The sequence below is a fragment of the Streptomyces sp. NPDC057654 genome (genome assembly GCF_042800135.1).
In the GTDB taxonomy this organism is placed as follows: Bacteria; Actinomycetota; Actinomycetes; order Streptomycetales; family Streptomycetaceae; genus Streptomyces.
The window spans coordinates 1-1,174 of sequence record NZ_JBHVHQ010001446.1 but is presented as its reverse complement, the minus strand read 5'-3'; the positions used below and the strand labels follow the sequence as shown (position 1 = coordinate 1,174).

Here is a 1,174-nt window from a genome sequence, read left to right as displayed (position 1 = left end):
CCCCGGAGCAGTGGAACCCGGCCCCCCCCCGACGCGACACGCGGGCCGTCGGCCTGCCCGCCCTCAGCCCCCAAAAGCGAACCGGTCCGCCGACTCCGTCGGCGGACCGTCAAGAAAGATCGAGGCTAGGATCGCGCATCGATGGTGATCATTGCGATATCTGGAAGGGTGCTAGGCGGCTCATCCCCGTACCAAGCGTATTCGATTGCAGAGAGGTAGCCATCCACAGCCCAGAGAAGGATCTCCCCAAACAGTGAAGCCGCTTCATCCATAACTGTTGCATCCACCGGAATCACGCCGGTGACTCCCGGCGACCGAGGAGCTCCTTCCAGCACCAGCAGGTCGACGCTGGCTGAATCTATCCCCCATTTTGCAACCACCTGCACAAAGTCGACTTGAGCCCGCAGTTCAACTGCGCCAGGGAATTCATTGGCGAGGATCAACTCAACCACATCCCTCTCGCCTGAGCTCATGGGGCGAGGAGTGATCTCAACGGGCACGGAAGGAACCTCCAGATAGCCGCCCCTTCAGGGCGGTCGCGACAAATGTTCTTTGCACTTCCGCCCACTCGTGGGGCACACCGAAGCGATATTCCTAGCCAGGAAACTTTCCAGGAATGAATGCTGTACCGAGTCTGGGGATTCCATTCACAATGGCTCCTCGGATCGTTACCATCTCTCCCCCGATTTCCCGATTTACCTCATACCTTCCCACGGCTGGCAAGTCCGTAGCGCCACGGAGGCTATCCATGATCGCACGAAGGGCTTCCTCCCGACCGCCGGTCTTAGCCACTAGATCACCAAACCCATGCTTGGCCGGGTCGATCACGTGCTCAAGATTCGCTGGCGTATTCCATGTCGGCCACGCCTGATCCAGGGTTTCCGCCGTCAGACCACAGACAGATCCCGAGTTGTGAACGAGGACCGGCGTCGAGCCCGCCAGTACATAGTACGTGTGGGTGTCCGCGATGGTGAGGTTGTAGACCTTGCGGTTCTCGGTCCACGCGCGGGTGGCGGCGACCTCTCGCAGTTCGCCGCTCGGGGTGCGGAGCCAGTCGCCGGCCTTGAGGTCCTTGGCGTCTAGAGATCTTTAATGGTTGAGGTTACGGGGGTTGGAGGTTCAGTCCGGTCTTGGCGAGGTAGCCCTCGACGAGGCCGGCGCGGTGCTGCATTCG

Annotated in this window: 1 protein-coding gene and 1 pseudogene; both read right to left on the bottom strand. The window is 60.8% G+C overall.

Annotated features, from left to right (window positions below):
• Positions 1-125: 125 nt before the first annotated feature.
• Entirely contained in the window at positions 126-500 is a 375-nt protein-coding gene (locus tag ACFU99_RS44250; protein ID WP_384404530.1) for a hypothetical protein, read from the bottom strand.
• A 94-nt stretch (positions 501-594) separates the two neighbouring features.
• Positions 595-1,071: pseudogene (locus ACFU99_RS44245) on the bottom strand (polymorphic toxin-type HINT domain-containing protein); the annotation flags it as partial.
• Between the last annotated feature and the right edge of the window lie 103 nt (positions 1,072-1,174).